Origin of the sequence: Staphylococcus succinus, assembly GCF_029024945.1 — a bacterium.
GTDB classification, from domain to species: Bacteria; Bacillota; Bacilli; order Staphylococcales; family Staphylococcaceae; genus Staphylococcus; species Staphylococcus succinus.
The window spans coordinates 174,180-190,955 of sequence record NZ_CP118976.1; the positions used below are offsets into that span (position 1 = coordinate 174,180).

The following is a 16,776-nucleotide window of genomic DNA, read 5'->3' on the forward strand; positions in this document are numbered from 1 at the left end:
TATGGAAAGTAAAACATTCACTGGTAAAGAAATTGTTTTATATGCAAGAAGCATTTCGCCTTCTCTAGCAAATAAAGAACGTCGAGTTGCTCAATTTATTGCAAATAATTATGAAGTTCTAGCAGAAAGTACAATTAGCGATGTAGCAGAACATTTAAAAATAAGTGAAGCGACAATTACAAAAGTTTGTAAGAAGTTGCAATGCAGCGGTTATTTACAATTGAAGAAATCGATAAAAGCATATATTGAAAACACGCACAAATCAGAGTCTTATGAAGAATATTCTGATTTCAGGAAAGAAGATTCTAATACGCTTATTGCAGAAAAAGTTTTATTAAATGCGATGTTAGCACTTCAAGAAACATTAGATATTTTTAATTATGATGCGTTCAATAAAGCGTGTGAAATTTTCAATAACAAGAATAGAAATAATAAAATTATATTAGTCGGTAGCGGTGGTTCTTCGGTTATATGTGAAGATTTTCAACATAAATTATTAAAAATAGGAATTGTATCACATGTATATAAAGATTCACATATGCAGCTCATGTTCACTTCATTGATTGATGAAGGGGATATTGTGTTAGGCGTTTCGCATTCTGGTACTACACAACATATTGTGAACGTAATCAAAGCAGCAAAAGATAGAGGCGCACACACTATTAGTGTGACAAACTATATGAATAGTGAAATTACAAAAGTGGCAGAGGTCAATCTTGTTTCAACAGCACAAAACACACCTATTACAGGAGAAAATGCAGCTGCACGTATTGTACAGTTAACGATATTAGATGCGCTTTATACAAATTTAGCTATTAAAGGGTCTGAAGAATACTCTGAAAGTTTAATAAAAACAAGTGATGTTGTTAAAGACTACCGTTATTGAATAAAGGGGTTTATATTCAAATGGAAAATAAAAATGTTGTTGTGTTAGGTAGTTTGAATTACGATTTAATATTAACGCAGGAACGTTTACCACATAAAGGTGAAACGTTTTATGCAGATAGTTTACTGCAAGGACCAGGTGGAAAAGGGGCAAACCAAGCTGTACAATGTGCGAAGTTAGGATTAAATACAACACTCATTGGAAAAGTTGGAGAAGATCGATTTGGTGAAGCACTGATTGGCTCTATGCGTTCAGCAGGTATTCATACTGAGAAAATAAAACAAAAAGGGCAGAGTGGTTTAGGATTAGTCAATGTATTATATGATGGAGACTATCATAGTACTATTTTAAAAGGAGCGAATTATTTACTTGATATAGAAGATGTTGAAAAAGAGGACGCATTGTTTAAATCCGCAGACTATATTATATTGCAACAGGAGATTCCAGCTCATGTTAATGATTATGTGATAAAAAAATACAACGATAATACAACGATTATTTTGAATAATGCACCTGCCCGAAACATAGAAAAAAATATATTGAAAAAGCTAGACTATTTGGTCGTTAATGAAACAGAGGCTGAATTTATGGTGGGTAAAGTCGTATCAAATGTCAAGCAAGCGTTTGAAGCAGCTCAAGAATTGTATTCAAAAATAGAAACAACGATTGTTTTAACGCTAGGTAAATCAGGTGTTGTCTTAAATGATGGGAAACAAATTTTTCATGTGCCTGCAGAAGAAGTCAAAGCTATAGATACTACTGGAGCTGGAGATTCTTTTATAGGCGCTTTTGTTTATAGTTTAACTCAAGGATATCATTTAAAAGAGGCAGTACAATTTGCCAATCATGTCAGTGCACTAACCGTTAAAAATAACGGAGGAAGTGAATCCTTTCCTGTGTTAAAAGATTGTGTAGCAGCGGATTCGAACAAAATATAGTGACTTAGATACTTTCATAATGGGCATGTTTACTTCTGAATTCTAATTTCTTTATGATACAGATATTTTCTTGTACAATAACGCTTATTAATAGCATAAGAGGTATAATTCAAATCAGCTATTGCGCAATGTAATATAATAACATAATCATGATTTCGAATAGATTTCAAAGGTGTACAAAAAATAGGATGAAAAGGAGATTTGGAGTAAGTTGAAAAAATTCATGGCATTATGTGGAAGTAATCATCGTAATTCTCAGAATCAAAAATTATTACTTGATTTAAAGCAAAGCCTTTCTACAAATCATACATTTCAAATTTATAATAAAATTTATGATTTTCCGATATTTCATTCTAATATTGAATACGAAGATTATCCAACCATTATTAAAAATTTTATGAATGATATAGAGCAAAGTGATCATATTGTAATCGCCACTCCGGAGTATATAAAAGGTGTACCTGCAGCTTTGAAAAACGCATTAGAATGGTTAGTAGCTTCAGCTGTACTTTATGATAAACCTGTTTCTTTTATAGTAAATAGCCCACATGGAGAGTCATGTTATCAATCATTACTCAAACATTTGAAAATTTTAAATCCACAAATGCAAGAGGAAGGTATGCTATTAATATCAGGGAAAGACCGACTGAGAAATGAGGATGGAACGTTTTGTTCTTTAAAAACTCAAAAAGAAGTAGCTGAATTTTTAACATTTTTAGAAAAAAATTAATTGTAATTATAGCTGGATTTATAGAAGAGCCTGGGATGATATCCTAGGCTCTTTTAACTATAACTCTGAAGCGCAGAAGTCCAACCATTCAATATAAGCTTGCTCACGTAATATAGCTTTTTTCAATATTAAAATGTGTTGTAAATCATTCTGAGGGTCGAGTTGATTATATATAGAGTTTAAGTAAGTTAACTTTTCGGTTTTAGCATTTTTCTTTTGGGATAATAATTTTTGTTTGTCTTCATGGTCTAAGTGCTCAAAGAAATATATTTTAATAGCAAAAGGATCTTTGTTATTTTCTTCCTCTTCTGCCGTTTCAATCCAATGATACAGTGCTTCTTTACCAAGTGATGTAATACTATATACTTTTTTAGTAACTTTGCTAGATTCATCTATGTTTGAAATATAGATATGCTCACTTTGTAATAACTTTTTGAGTTCGTTATAGATTTGACTATGTTTAGCTGTCCAAATCTCACCAATAACCTCACTAAAAGATTTGTAAATTTCGTAACCAGTTAATGCTTTATTGTTTAGTAACCCTAAAATTGTGTATTGTAGAACATTTTTCATATCTTTCACTCCTGAATGTTTTGACAGATTTAGTTTAAAGGATTATCATGTAAAAGTAAACATGTAATTAATTACATATATAGGAGGTAATTATGGAAACTTTAAATGATTTTATAGGCACACATATGATTTATACTTATGATAATGGATGGGAATATGAAATGTACGTAAAAAATGAAAATACCATTGACTATCGTATCCACTCAGGAATGGTTGCAGGTAGATGGGTAAAAGAACAACGTGCAGATATTGTACAAATTGTTGAAGGCGTATATAAAATTTCTTGGACAGAACCAACAGGGACAGACGTTTCATTGAATTTTGTACCAGACAAAAATATTATGCATGGCGTGATTTTCTTCCCTAAATGGGTTCACGAACGTCCAGATATTACAGTTTGTTACCAAAATGATTATATAGATTTAATGGAAGCATCTAGAGAAAAATACGAAACTTATCCTAAATATGTTGTTCCTGAGTTTGCGACAATAACATATGTAGGACAGCCCGGCATAGATAATGAACAAGTTGTTGCATTAGCGCCATATGAAGGCATGACTCAAGATATTAGAGATGGCAAACTAGTATTTTAAACACAAAGTTATGAGATGATTATCAATGAATGAAAAAATATTTGAAATTAGAATGAAAGTAGGAAAACCAATAGTAGTTGGTCAAGATGATATCGTGGGGAGACGACAGTTAATACCTATTGAATCTGGTACGGTATCTGGAAACCATGTTTCTGGGCATGTATTGCCTGGAGGAGTTGATAGCCAACTGATTGATTCAGATGGAAAGTGCACATTGTCTGCGAGATATGCCATAAAATTAACTGACGGCGCAACGATTTATATAGAGAATAATGGCATACGCACAGTGCCAGAAAGTTATAAAAAGGCAGTAACTAAAGGAGAATTTATTGATTCTGAGTTATATTACTTTCGTACTGTACCGATATTTGAGACTTATGATACTCCATATAAATGGTTAATGGAAAAAATATTTGTTGGTTATGCCTCAAGAACGACGGATGAAGTTCTATTAACGATTTATATGGTTTGATAAAATAAGAAACACTTTATAAGCGACTAAGACTGTAATTTATTAAAAATTGCAGTCTTTTTTAATGAAATTACAGGCGAAAAGTTATTAGAATATCATTAACAACGTTCCGATTATGATAGCGAAATATTTTTTATAACAGCATATGTAAAATAACTTTCGCATTATTTTTTAAAAATTCAATGAATTCTGAATTTATATTGACGCTTAAAAGATAATAGCCTATAATTTCATTATTCTTATTAGATTAGTAAGGATTAATGGAGGGGGCTACGCGTTGATTGAATTTGAACATGTAAATAAAGTATTTCACAAGAAAAAAGAACGTATTCATGCTTTGAAAAATGTATCATTTACCGTGAATAAGCATGACATATTTGGAGTTATTGGTTATAGTGGCGCTGGAAAAAGCACACTAGTTCGGTTAGTAAATCAATTAGAACGTGTGAGTGAAGGTAAAGTGGTCGTCGATGGCCATGCACTAGATACATATAAAGAAAAAGAATTGAGAGCTGTAAAAAAAGAGATTGGAATGATTTTCCAACACTTTAACCTGTTAAATTCAAGTACGGTATATAAAAACGTTGCAATGCCGCTTATTTTGAGTGGGGAAAATAAGAATGATATTAAGAAAAAAGTAGAAGAAATGTTAGCATTTGTTAATTTGTCGGATAAAATACATCAGTACCCAGATGAACTTTCTGGAGGACAAAAGCAGCGTGTAGCGATTGCGCGTGCTTTAGTAACGAATCCTAAAATTTTACTGTGCGATGAAGCTACAAGTGCTTTAGACCCTGCGACAACGAGTTCGATTTTAGATTTGTTAAAACGTGTAAACCAAACATTTGGCATTACAATTTTAATCATTACACATGAAATGGGTGTTATTCAAAAAATTTGTAATAGGGTCGCTGTAATGGAACAAGGGGAAGTTGTAGAAATTGGAAATGTTAAGAATGTATTTAGTCATCCTCAAACAAGCACGGCTAAAAACTTTGTATCTACTGTTATCAATACAGAACCATCCAAGTCACTGAAAGCAGTATTTAACCATCGACCAGATCAAAATTACATAGACTATAAATTATTTTTAGAAACGGAGCAAATTGAACAACCTATTTTAAATGAATTAACGCAAAAATATCAATTGAACGTCAATGTACTATTTTCCTCTATGTCAACGATTCAAGAGGAAACGGTGTGTTACCTTTGGCTGAGATTTGAAAAAGACCAACACTTTAATAAAGATATAGTAGAACAATATTTCCAAAATAAAGTTATTACGTTTGAGGAGGTTTAGTCATATGCTTGGTTCAAGTATTGATAGCGCACAGTTGTTTGAGTCTTTATATCAAACATTATATATGGTTACAGTTTCATTGATTATTGGAGCAATAATAGGTATACCACTCGGTGTACTACTGGTTGCTACCAGAAAAAAGGGGATATGGCCGAATACGATTGTTCACCAAATATTGAATCCAGTGATTAATATATTAAGATCTATTCCGTTTATTATTTTATTGATTTCAATTGTACCGTTCACTAAATTATTAGTTGGTACATCTATTGGCACAACAGCAGCAATTGTACCATTAACAGTGTATGTAGCTCCTTATATTGCACGACTTGTAGAGAACTCACTATTAGAAGTAGACGAGGGGATTGTGGAAGCAGCTAAAGCTATGGGGGCGTCCCCAGTACAAATTATCTGGCACTTCTTATTGCCAGAAGCACTAGGTTCACTCGTATTAGCGATTACGACTGCGATCATAGGACTCGTAGGAGCTACAGCTATGGCAGGTGCCGTTGGTGGTGGAGGAATTGGTGATTTAGCGCTTGTATATGGTTATCAACGTTTTGATACATTGGTCATCATAATTACTGTTGTAGTATTGGTAATTATTGTACAAATCATCCAATCACTAGGCAATTATTTATCTAAAACAATTAGAAGAAATTAACATAAGGGAGTTTTAATATGAAAAGATTATTAATTTTAGTGCTTTCTGCTTTATTTGTGTTAGCAGCATGTTCAGGAAGTAAAGAGAAAGTGACTATTGGTGTTGCTTTAAATGATACTAAAGCTTGGGAGAAGGTTAAAGATTTAGCTAAAGAAGAAGATATTGAGTTAGAGATTAAACAATTCTCTGATTATAATGTACCTAACAAAGCTTTGAGTGATGGTGATATCGATATGAATGCATTCCAGCACTTTGCATTTTTAAATGAATATAAAAAAGCGCATAAAGATGCAGATATTTCATCCTTAAGCACTACTGTTCTAGCTCCATTGGGCATTTATTCAGATGATATTAAAAATATTAAAAAGGTAAGAAATGGTGCGAAAGTCATTGTGCCAAATGATGTTTCAAACCAAGCGCGTTCATTAAAATTATTAGAAGCAGCAGGGCTTATTAAGCTAGATAAAGATTTTGATTTAAGTGGCTCGATTAAAGACATTAAAGAAAATCCTAAAAAGTTAAAATTTAAAGCTGTAGATGCACAACAAACTGCGCGAGCGTTATCGGATGTTGATTTATCAGTAATTAATAATGGGGTAGCTTCAAAAGCAGGATTAGATCCTAGGAAAGATCCAATTTATACTGAAAATGCTAAAAATGATGCAGTAAAACCATACATTAATGTTGTAGCGACAAAAGACAGTGAAAAAAATAATCAAACATATAAAAAAATCATAAAGCTATATCATTCAAAAGAACCGCAACAAGCACTTAAAAAAGATACAAAAGATGGAGAGTACCCTATAGACTTATCCAAAAAAGAAATTGAAAAAATCGAAAGTAACTTAAAAAACAAAAAATAATTAAACGTTCGTTCAAATACTAGTCTTAGACTGTCAGCAAAGTTTCCAACTTTGTGGCAGTTTTTTATGTATATTTCCCTGAGTACTGCTTCATAATTTAGGCAAGTCGTTTATAGATGAATCTTAAAAAGTTGCAACTCGTCTAAGTTCTGATATTAACTTAACAACTAGCACTTTTGATTTTTTAGTAGGCCATTTTGACAGTAGAAAAAGGGATAGTAAATGAATAATTATGTAATGAAATTATATATATAGTGGAGGGATTTTGAATGATTCTGGAAGGCGCAATGTTACAAGTCAAAGAGGGTATGGAGCATAATTTTGAATTAACATTTCAAGAAGCATCGAAGATTATTGCTTCGATGGAGGGATATATTGAACACTCAATACATAGGTGTTTTGAAGTTGAGGGTAAATATTTATTATTAGTAAAATGGGAGCGATTAGAAGACCATACTATAGGTTTTCGCCAATCTGAGAAATATGAAAAATGGAAAACGATGTTACACCATTATTATGAACCATTTCCAATTGTTGAACATTTTCAGAAAATAGAATTATAATAGCATTAATACTCAAAAATTAATAACATGACCATAATCTAACAATTATAATTTAGTGAAAAAGTGAATGGCAACATTCACTTTTTTATATTGTGATAACAAAACAGCATTAGTCATAGTGGTGTGTAAAAAAATAAGGTAATAGCGCTAGTGCCATTATCTTGAAAAAACGATGTTAACAAGACTAGAAGTAACTGATTTTATATGAAAATTTAGGTTTACAATGATGATTGCACCAATCAAAGCGATTATCCTAAAATGTCAGCGAATGATGTGATAAATCGCTTTAATTTTTGGATTTAACATGACAAGTATGTATTCTCTTAAAGCATGAGTTTACTTTAATTGATAAGTTTTCCATACGAGATATAGTGCTTCTATCAAATTGATGAAAAAAGCAATCACTCATACAATTACGACTAGAATTACAATCCTCTTTCTAAACTCAAAATTTTATTTATCTTCAACGTTATGTCTATTTTTAAATTTAACAATCATAGAACTGATAATAACTATTCCCCAAATTAGGAATACTGTAGCAGTTACATAAGATGACGTGTAGAAATTCCATAGCGCATAAACAATAGCAATTAAAAAGGTTAAGGCTTGTATTATAAAAGCTAAGTTCTTATTCACATGATATCTGTCCCTTTAAAATATTATGGTATTTAAAAAAACACCTTATTTATAATAACATAAAATATTTTTGTTTTGGACTACCATTTAAATGATACTAAGCAAAGAGAGAAGTGCATACCATTATGTCTTTAGTTAAATAATATACAAGGTATCTCTGTGAAGTTAAAGAAAAAATGACACCAATAGTTAAATACTATTGGTGTCATTTTTGTAGGATGTCATCGGTAATACAGATGAATAGCCTAATATTTGGGAACTGTTGGGACTTCCGATATAAGTTTTTGCGTGTAAGGTGCTTGTGGATTTGTGATAAGACGTTCAGTATCATTGAGTTCAATAATTTTGCCATTTTGCATTACAGCGATTCGGTCACACATTTCATTGATAACACCCATGTCATGCGTTATAAAGATGTATGTAATACCCATATCTTCTTGTAATTGCTTCAATAACTGGATAATTTCTTTTTGGATAGAGACATCTAGTGCAGAGACTGCTTCATCACAGACGATAACTTTTGGATTCATAGAAATCGCACGTGCGATACTGATTCTTTGGCGTTGGCCACCTGATAATTCATGAGGAAAACGATAAAGGAAACTTTCATCAAGCCCCACGCGATGTAACAATGCAATGACTGCTGTTTCTAATGCATTTTCATCATTTATCATATTGTGAATTTTCAAAGGTCGGCCAATAATATCAATCACTTTAAACCTTGGATTAATGGAAGCATAAGGATCTTGGAAAATCATTTGGATATCCTTTCTTAAACTTTTCATTTCTTTAGCGCTAAATAGATTTAAAGGAAGATTTTTATACCAAATATAGCCTTCTGAGATTTCATTTAGACCGACGACCGTCTTAGCTAGAGATGATTTTCCGGAACCGGATTCTCCAACAATACCTAAAGCTTCTCCACTTTTAATGTTTAAATTAACATGTTTTACCGCTCTAAACTGTGCGCCATTGCCTATAGGGTAATCGACACTCACATCTTCAAACTTCAAAAGTGTATCGCTATTTATTTGACGCGGCGTTTTGGGCGCGTATAAATCTGGAATAGAGTCAATTAAGTGGCGCGTATATGCAGATTGTGGGTTTTGAAATATGGTTTCGACACTACCGCTTTCTACAACTTCGCCTTGTTTCATGACTATAAGTTCATCACAAAATTGGTAAACGATACCTAAATCGTGTGTGATAAATAAAATAGATGTATCAATGTATTCATATAAGCTTTTCATCAGTTCGAGTAATTGATTTTGTGTACTTACATCGAGTGCGGTAGTCGGTTCATCTGCGATTAATACTTGTGGTTCTAATACGAGTGCCATTGCAATCATGACACGTTGACGCATGCCACCGGAAAATTCATAGGGATAAGCATTAAAATTACGTTCTATGTTTTGAATGCCTACTTTTTCTAAGATATCAATTGTCATCGCTTTTGCTTGTTTTTTATCAATTTTCTTATGTTGCAATATAACTTCAGTAATTTGTTTACCTATTGTAATACGTGGATTCAATGATGAAATAGGATCTTGAAAAATCATCGCAATATCTTTGCCACGAATTTTCTGAAAGGATTGATTCGAAAAGTTATTTAAATGGGCATCGTTAAATATAATCTCACCCGATAAAGTATGGTCAGGATAATCAGGTAACAAACCCATAATTGATTTTGCAGTAATACTTTTTCCAGAACCAGACTCCCCAACAATTCCTAAAATTTTCTTTTTATCTAGTTTGAAACTAATGTCTTTAACAGCTTGAATTGATGTTTCTTCATAATTGAAAGTCACGCCTAGATTTTTGACCTCTAATAAAGTTGGCATGAGGTAATTCCTCCCTATTCACAAATAGTTACTTTTAATCTATACTTTATATATCATACTAATCTACTCGAGTATAAGTTACAAGGAGTGATATTTTATTAACCATTATCAACAGGCTTTCAAACGATTATATAACAAAACGTTTTATCGCATTCTTTTTTCTCTATTAAGTTTACCGCTTTTTATATATGCAATTTGTAAGTATTTAATCATAGCGGATAAAATAACTGAGCCAGCACAAACTTCTGAAATTGAAGAAATCGTTGCTGCATTAAAGCAAAAGTATATATTTTTAGAACAACTTCGATCTGATATGCAACTGCAAAAGGAAGCACATCAAATATATCGTCGGCGCTACCGTAATAACGATACAAAAACTACAAATGATTTTACTTCATTTTATCAAGGTATTTTATTTAAAAACTTAATTGCATTAAAAATAATATTTGCTATTCCTTTGTTTATTGTACTGAGTTTTTATTTAAATCCAATGATCCGATACATATTTGAACGTATAGTAATGGCGGTTGTCGTTATTATTGGAGTGATAGTTGTTGTATTTACTATTCTTTATCTGTCTCCATTAGATGCTGCATACAGTATATTAGGACCAGATGCAACGAAGGCGCAAATCTATCAATTTAATGAAGCGCACCATTTAAATAGTCCTTATCTTGTGCAGTTATGGGATGCAATTAAAGGTGTATTTACATTCGATTTAGGTACGACGTATAAAGGGAATGAAGTCGTAACACATGCTGTGGCTTCAAGAATACCTATTACATTATTACTTACTGTGATTGCGTTAATTATTGCGGTTGTAATTGCCATCCCTATTGGTGTTGTGAGCGCTCTAAAACGTAACAGTTGGTTAGATGTCATACTTATGACACTAGCGCTCATTGGTTTATCGATTCCTAATTTTTGGCAAGGTTTGTTATTTATATTAGCTTTTTCACTGAAATTAGACGTCCTGCCACCATCTTATATGCCAGATAATCCTTTATCATTAATTTTACCAGTGTTGGTGATTGGGACAGCGATTGCTGCCTCTATCACACGCATGACAAGATCTTCTGTATTAGAAGTCATGAGAAATGATTACGTGATGACAGCATATGCTAAAGGCTTGTCAACAACACAAGTCGTCACTAGACATATATTGAAAAATGCAATTATTCCAATCATTACACTAATCGGTTTACTTGTTGCAGAATTACTTGGTGGGTCGGCTGTAACAGAGCAAGTCTTTAACATTAATGGTATTGGCCGCTATATCGTTCAGAAACAACTTGTCCCTGACATACCTGCAGTTATGGGCGGTGTAGTTTATATTTCAATTGTCATATCGCTGGTCAATTTAGCGATTGATATTTTCTATGCAATCGTCGATCCAAAACTTCGTAGTGAAATTAAGGAAAGGGAGTAATTATATGTCACAAAGAAAATCAAAAATAGCTTCCTTACATTTCTTCACAATATGTGCAGTTTTCACATATATAGTTACTATATTGACAGGATGTATTAATTTATTTAAAGGGTATGTAGCAGATACATTTTATATAGCGCAATTGGCACTTGTCATTCTTACAATTTTAATCGCTGTGATTGCAATGTGTGAAAGGTATTGGCGTTATAATCAAACTTTACGCTACGTAGTCTATGTGATACTTATTGCGGCAACGTTTACTGGAAATGTATTTACATTACTTATGTTTGTGAGCGTTCTGCGATATTACCAAACTTCTATGAAAGGTATTTACAATGGCTGGGAATCTTTTGTGAAGAAAATGAAGTCAAATCGTATTGCTATGATTGGTATGATTATTCTAGTGTTTATGTTGACCTTATCTACTGCGTCTAACTTTGTGTTTGATACCACTTTGGCCACACAAAATCAATTTAACGATTTATTGAAACGCCCTAGTTTGGTACATCCATTTGGGACAGATGATTTTGGCCGTGATTTATTTACGCGCATTGTGGTTGGCACTAAATTAACGTTCTTTATTTCAATTATTTCTGTAGTGATATCTGTAATATTAGGTATGATCTTAGGCATGATTGCTGGTTATTTTGTGAAGGTAGATAACACTATTATGCGTTTCCTAGATGTCATTTTTGCTATTCCATCCTTATTATTAGCTGTTGCGATTATAGCTTCATTTGGAGCAAGTACGATGAATCTAATCATTGCATTGAGTATTGGAAATATTCCTTCTTTCGCAAGGACTATGCGGGCCAATGTATTAGAAGTCAAACGTACAGAGTACGTGGATGCAGCACGTATCACAGGGGAAAGTACTTTACGCATTTTATGGAGTTATATTCTGCCAAATGCCTTGTCACCAATGATTGTACGTTTTTCACTTAACATAGGTGTAGTGGTATTAACAACAAGTAGTCTAAGCTTTTTAGGTTTAGGCGTATCGCCAGAAGTACCTGAGTGGGGAAATATCTTACGTACAGGTAGTAATTATCTTGAAACACATAGTAACCTCGCAGTATTTCCTGGGTTATGTATTATGTTGCTTGTCTTATCATTTAACTTTATTGGAGATGCAGTGCGTGATGCACTCGATCCAAAAATTCAATAGAAGGGTAGGGAACGAAGTTGAAGAAAATCATAAGTATCGCCACGTTAAGTTTGGCATTAATTTTAAGCGGTTGTAGTGTTCCTACCAAATCTGAATTGCCGGATAAAGCCCAAAAAGTAGATGTTAAAGGTAAAAAACCTACAATTCGTTTTTTAGGACAAGCAAGTTATGAAAATGATATGAATATTGTTAAAGAACAGTTAGAACAGGCAGGATTTAATGTGAAAATGAACATCCAACCTGACTATGGAAGCTATCGAACACAACGAGAAGCAGGAAATTATGATATTCAAATCGATGATTGGACGACTGTATTCGGTGATCCTAACTATTCAATGAGCGCTTTATTTAGTTCCGAAGGGTCAAACAGTTTGTTAAAAAATAAGAAAATAGATCAAATGATTAATACTGCATCTACGGAAGAAAAATCAGAAGCCAAACAAGCATATAAAGCATTAGAAGATGAAGTTATCTTTAATAAAGCTTATATGGCACCTTTATATGGCGCGAAGAAAAATTTAGTTTATGACAATCAAGTATTGGATAAAAATAGCGTAGGATTACCAAACTCTCGCGCATTAATATGGCAACAATTTGATTATAAAAATAAAAAAGAGCGTGATACGAGACCGCTTGTAATGACGCAACCTGATGGTGAGATTTCTACATTGGATCCAATTCGTTCAATAGCGCCATCTGTTTATGGTATAGATATGAATATGTATACGCGGTTATTAACATTAGATGAAAATGACCAGATTACAACTAAAGGTTCTTTAAGTCGTGATTATGCCACGAATAAAGAGAATAATGAATTTTATTTCTTATTACGTGATGATGATTACTTTGCGAAAGTTGAGAATGGTCAAGCTAAACGTACAAATGAAAGCGTAACTGCCGACGACGTGACATTCTCACTAAATCGTGCCAAAGATCAACACTCAGTTCCTGATAATAACACCTACAATATGCATCAACATATTAAAAACATAAGTGAGTTATCGGATTCCGATATAGAGAACCTAAAGGATACCAAAAGTAAAGGTAATCAATCTGTATATGATAAATTGATAAAGCAACATCAAGTCAAATCTTTAACTACGGATGACTCACAAGTAAGTAATAAAGATGGAAAATATCAAATGGTTAAAATTACTACAGATCAACCCATGCCTAAAGAAGTGAATTACCTCACACATTCATCGGCAGGTATTTTGTCTAAAAAATATGTTACAGAAATGAATGATGACAAACAATCAAAAGATTATGGTGATAGTAGCACTGTACCATCCAAAGATAGTGGGAAAAACCAACTCTATGCAAGTGGTGCTTACATTATGACTAAGAAAAATTCATATCAAGCGACGTTACAACGTAATCCTGGTTTTAATGAAAAAGAAAATAATGCCTATGGACCTGGGAAAATTAAAAACATAACGATGAAATTTAATGATGATCCAGACAATACAGTTTCTGAAGTAAGAAACCATTCGATTGATATGTTAGCGGATGTGGATCAAAAAAACTTTGATCTAATTAAATCTGATAGCGATTTAAGTATTGCACGTAAAAACGGTCGCAAATCAGTATTTTTAATGTTGAATAGTAAAAGAGGTATATTTAAAGATCAACCTGCCTTAAGACGAGCAGTTGTTAATGCAGTAGATCAAGATCAGTTTATTAAATTCTATAGAGGCGATAAGTTTAGAATTGCATCACCTGTTACGCCGTTATTAGACACGGGAAATAAGCAACGACAAAATTTAGAACAAGTTGAAAAAGAAATGAATCAAACAAGAAAATAACTCATAGAAAAGTTAGGTCTTATAATGGTCCTAACTTTTCATTATGATTAAGGAGGCATTAAATGTCAGCAAATAATCACAAAGTACATAATGAGACGCAATCTACAGAAGGGCTTATCTCTGTATCTCATCCTCTAGCAGCCGAAGTGGGGAAAAAAGTATTAGAGCAAGGCGGTAATGCAATGGATGCCGTCATCGCTATACAGCTTTCTTTGAATGTAGTTGAACCTTTTACTTCAGGAATCGGAGGCGGGGGGTACTTACTCTATTTTGATAATACAACAAAAGAAATAACAGCTTTTGATGCACGAGAAACAGCGCCAGCAGATATAGACCGTCAATTTTATCTCGATGACAAAGGGCAACATAAGACATTTTTTGAATTAAGTACGCATGGTAAAACAGTAGCAGTTCCAGCTATTCCTAAATTATTTGAATACATTCATGCAAAGTATAGTAATTTATCATTGGAGGATTTAATTAACCCAGCAATTGAACAAGCCGAAAAAGGACATCGAGCGAACTGGGCTACTGAAAAATATTCTTGGCATCAAATTGAGCGCATCCATAAATTTGCTGAAACACGTAAAGTATATACTAATGCACATGATGACTATTTCCATGAAGGAGATTGGGTAACATTGCCCGATCTTGCGAAAACATTTCGTATTTTAAGAGATGAGGGATTTAGTGCTTTTTATAAAGGTGACATCGCTAATCAACTCGTGAATATCGTTCGAGAAAATGGTGGAACAATGACTGAAAAGGATTTAGCGGCATATGATATACGTATTAAACAACCGATTTCAGCTAATTACAGAGGTTATGATATTCATGCAATGGGACCTTCTAGTTCTGGTGGCATCACTACAATTCAGATTTTAAAATTATTAGAGCAATTTGATATTCAATCAATGGGTCCACGCTCGACCGATTATTTGAATCATTTAATTCAAGCAATGCATATTGCATACAGTGATCGTGCACATTATTTAGCAGACGATGACTTTTATGATATTCCTGTAGATGCTTTAATTGATGAAGGTTATTTAAAAGAACGTAGCAATTTAATACAAAGTAACAGGGCGAATTTTGATATCGAGCACGGCACTAGCATCCCTTCATCTATAGCACATACTGATGTTGATGAAAAACATACTGAAACAACGCATTTTTCAGTAACAGATCAATATGGTAATGTGGCATCATTCACAACTTCTATAGGTATGATCTATGGTTCGGGTATGACAGTTCCGGGCTATGGCGTCCTATTAAATACAACGATTGATGGCTTTGATGTTGTGACAGGTGGCATAAATGAAATTGAGCCACGGAAACGTTCATTGAGCAACATGGCACCGACTATTGTTACTAAAAATGGTAAACCTATACTTGAAGTTGGAGCGCCGGGAGCGATTAGTATTATCGCAAGTGTTGTTCAAACACTAATCAATGTGATTGACTTTGATATGACCATTCAACAAGCGATTGATGAACCGAGAATTTATAGTAGTAACCCATCACGTATTGAATGGGAACCTCAGTTTACGCAAAGTACAATTTTAAAACTGATTGCTAAAGGACATGCATTTGAACGTAAACCTGAAATTTATATTGGAGATGTACATGGTTTACAGATAGATGAAAAAACAAATGCAGCCTCAGGTGGCGCTGATGATACGCGAGAAGGTGTCATTATCGGAGGCGACGTTCATATTGTTCGAGACAAACCATCAGTGATTAAATTTAAGGATGGAGCTGATTATAATGTGACGTTAAATCGTGTAGCATTACCACTTTATCATGATCAAACACTTATTTCAGAACAACGCTATTGGTTGCGCCAAGACGTAGCCATTGATGTGTTTTCAAACGATATTTCTCATATAGAAAATCATGCTTGTCAAAAATTCGACAACCAAAGCTATATTGATATTTTTGTGTTTGCTGAAGCACTCGGATATCAAGTAGAGATAAAAAATAATCATATTTCACTATTTAAAGATTATGAGCAACGTGTTGATGAAGAAGAAGCGGCATATTATCGCTATGACAAAGAAAGTATCACAAGATAATATTAGTGGTGTGAAATAGGTGTTTATAGTTGTAGGTACAGTATTTCAAACCTGAAATAGAGCGCATCGAATAGGCTTTTATGTGAGAAAACATGACTTTTGAAGTTATGTTTTTTTACACAAATTTTTAAAAAATAGAATATTCAGATAATATATGTGTATACCTATTAGAAATGGAGTGATACATATGTTATCAGGCGTATTGAAACCAATTGTTGACTTAGTAGCTGCATTAGGATT

15 protein-coding genes and 1 pseudogene are annotated in these 16,776 nt (G+C 33.2%); 13 read left to right on the forward strand and 3 right to left on the reverse strand.

The annotated features are described in order from the left end of the window. The first annotated feature begins 1 nt into the window (after nt 1). The 3 genes from PYW31_RS00750 (at nt 2) to PYW31_RS00760 (ending at nt 2,554) form a co-directional block, all read left to right on the forward strand. Nucleotides 2-886, forward strand: a complete 885-nt coding sequence (locus tag PYW31_RS00750) for an SIS domain-containing protein (RefSeq protein WP_046838066.1) — start codon at nt 2-4, stop codon at nt 884-886. Between the two features lie 20 nt (nt 887-906). Beyond that, nucleotides 907-1,824 (forward strand): ribokinase, encoded by a 918-nt coding sequence (locus PYW31_RS00755; protein ID WP_046838067.1) that lies wholly within the window; start codon nt 907-909, stop codon nt 1,822-1,824. Nucleotides 1,825-2,035: 211 nt separating this feature from the next. Beyond that, complete coding sequence (locus tag PYW31_RS00760; RefSeq protein WP_053042493.1) at nt 2,036-2,554, forward strand: NADPH-dependent FMN reductase; 519 nt, start codon at nt 2,036-2,038, stop codon at nt 2,552-2,554. 57 nt (nt 2,555-2,611) lie between these two features. Here the strand turns inward: PYW31_RS00760 and PYW31_RS00765 are convergent, their stop codons facing one another. After that, nucleotides 2,612-3,127: a PadR family transcriptional regulator gene (locus PYW31_RS00765; protein ID WP_046838068.1), complete on the reverse strand. Its 516-nt coding sequence runs from the start codon at nt 3,125-3,127 to the stop codon at nt 2,612-2,614. 92 nt (nt 3,128-3,219) lie between these two features. On the opposite strand from PYW31_RS00765, the gene PYW31_RS00770 reads away from it, so the two are divergent. From PYW31_RS00770 to PYW31_RS00795, 6 genes are all read left to right on the forward strand, one after another. Continuing rightward, nucleotides 3,220-3,720 carry a phenolic acid decarboxylase gene (locus PYW31_RS00770; RefSeq protein WP_046838069.1) on the forward strand — a complete coding sequence of 167 codons (501 nt, stop codon included), beginning with the start codon at nt 3,220-3,222 and terminating at the stop codon, nt 3,718-3,720. A 25-nt stretch (nt 3,721-3,745) separates the two neighbouring features. After that, entirely contained in the window at nt 3,746-4,192 is a 447-nt protein-coding gene (locus tag PYW31_RS00775) for a DUF3237 domain-containing protein (protein ID WP_046838070.1), read from the forward strand. A 277-nt stretch (nt 4,193-4,469) separates the two neighbouring features. Beyond that, entirely contained in the window at nt 4,470-5,492 is a 1,023-nt protein-coding gene (locus tag PYW31_RS00780; protein WP_046838071.1) for a methionine ABC transporter ATP-binding protein, read from the forward strand. 4 nt (nt 5,493-5,496) lie between these two features. Then, on the forward strand, nt 5,497-6,156 hold the full coding sequence (locus tag PYW31_RS00785; RefSeq protein WP_046838072.1) for a methionine ABC transporter permease: 660 nt from the start codon (nt 5,497-5,499) through the stop codon (nt 6,154-6,156). Nucleotides 6,157-6,173: 17 nt separating this feature from the next. Continuing rightward, nucleotides 6,174-7,019 carry a dipeptide ABC transporter glycylmethionine-binding lipoprotein gene (gene gmpC / locus PYW31_RS00790; protein WP_046838073.1) on the forward strand — a complete coding sequence of 282 codons (846 nt, stop codon included), beginning with the start codon at nt 6,174-6,176 and terminating at the stop codon, nt 7,017-7,019. 269 nt (nt 7,020-7,288) lie between these two features. Next, nucleotides 7,289-7,582: an antibiotic biosynthesis monooxygenase family protein gene (locus PYW31_RS00795; protein ID WP_046838074.1), complete on the forward strand. Its 294-nt coding sequence runs from the start codon at nt 7,289-7,291 to the stop codon at nt 7,580-7,582. 453 nt (nt 7,583-8,035) lie between these two features. Here the strand turns inward: PYW31_RS00795 and PYW31_RS00800 are convergent, their stop codons facing one another. Further along, nucleotides 8,036-8,218 (reverse strand): hypothetical protein, encoded by a 183-nt coding sequence (locus tag PYW31_RS00800; RefSeq protein WP_141768354.1) that lies wholly within the window; start codon nt 8,216-8,218, stop codon nt 8,036-8,038. A gap of 245 nt (nt 8,219-8,463) precedes the next feature. After that, on the reverse strand, nt 8,464-10,059 hold the full coding sequence (locus PYW31_RS00805; RefSeq protein ID WP_046838075.1) for an ABC transporter ATP-binding protein: 1,596 nt from the start codon (nt 10,057-10,059) through the stop codon (nt 8,464-8,466). Nucleotides 10,060-10,492: 433 nt separating this feature from the next. On the opposite strand from PYW31_RS00805, the pseudogene PYW31_RS00810 reads away from it, so the two are divergent. From PYW31_RS00810 to ggt, 4 genes and pseudogenes are all read left to right on the forward strand, one after another. Continuing rightward, nucleotides 10,493-11,488 (forward strand): annotated as a pseudogene (locus PYW31_RS00810) (ABC transporter permease); the annotation flags it as partial. Between the two features lie 4 nt (nt 11,489-11,492). After that, nucleotides 11,493-12,656, forward strand: coding sequence for an ABC transporter permease (locus PYW31_RS00815; protein ID WP_046838077.1), 1,164 nt, complete (start codon nt 11,493-11,495; stop codon nt 12,654-12,656). Between the two features lie 17 nt (nt 12,657-12,673). Then, on the forward strand, nt 12,674-14,461 hold the full coding sequence (locus tag PYW31_RS00820) for an ABC transporter substrate-binding protein (protein WP_063410230.1): 1,788 nt from the start codon (nt 12,674-12,676) through the stop codon (nt 14,459-14,461). A gap of 62 nt (nt 14,462-14,523) precedes the next feature. Further along, on the forward strand, nt 14,524-16,536 hold the full coding sequence (gene ggt / locus PYW31_RS00825; RefSeq protein ID WP_046838050.1) for a gamma-glutamyltransferase: 2,013 nt from the start codon (nt 14,524-14,526) through the stop codon (nt 16,534-16,536). Nucleotides 16,537-16,776 lie beyond the last annotated feature (240 nt).